Here is a 371-nt window from a genome sequence, read left to right as displayed (position 1 = left end):
GTACTCTTCGCCAAGCAAGGCGACTTTAGTGATGGACTTACCATCATTAATCACCTGGGATGGAGTTCCTGCGATAGGAAGATCCAAACCCTTCTTTATTGTAATCATACGCACTTGCACTACTTTATCGGGAAAAAGATTCTTTTAATTGCGTAAATTCGGGACGTTTTAAAATCGCCCTTAGACACGACATTACAGTGTCCGGTTTTGGTAAATTAGAGATACCAAAATCGCAACATTACATTAATAAACTCATCACAAAGATTATGTGAGATTTATCAGGTGCCGTATTCTAGCATTTTTTGACAACTTGATGCCATGACCAATAACTTGAATACGGCCTTAATTTGGTGAGATTTGAAGCATATGGA

At 38.3% G+C, this 371-nt stretch carries 1 protein-coding gene; it reads right to left on the bottom strand.

Going from position 1 to position 371, the window contains the following annotated elements:
* The coding region (locus AB4653_RS24360; protein ID WP_372105522.1) for a hypothetical protein at nucleotides 1-108 on the bottom strand (108 nt) is incomplete at its 3' end.
* Between the last annotated feature and the right edge of the window lie 263 nt (nucleotides 109-371).

The organism is Vibrio sp. 10N.222.48.A3 (assembly GCF_041475345.1).
Lineage (GTDB): Bacteria > Pseudomonadota > Gammaproteobacteria > Enterobacterales > Vibrionaceae > Vibrio > Vibrio tasmaniensis_A.
The sequence above is the reverse complement of the archived record's forward strand: the minus strand, read 5'-3'. Positions and strand labels throughout refer to the sequence as shown.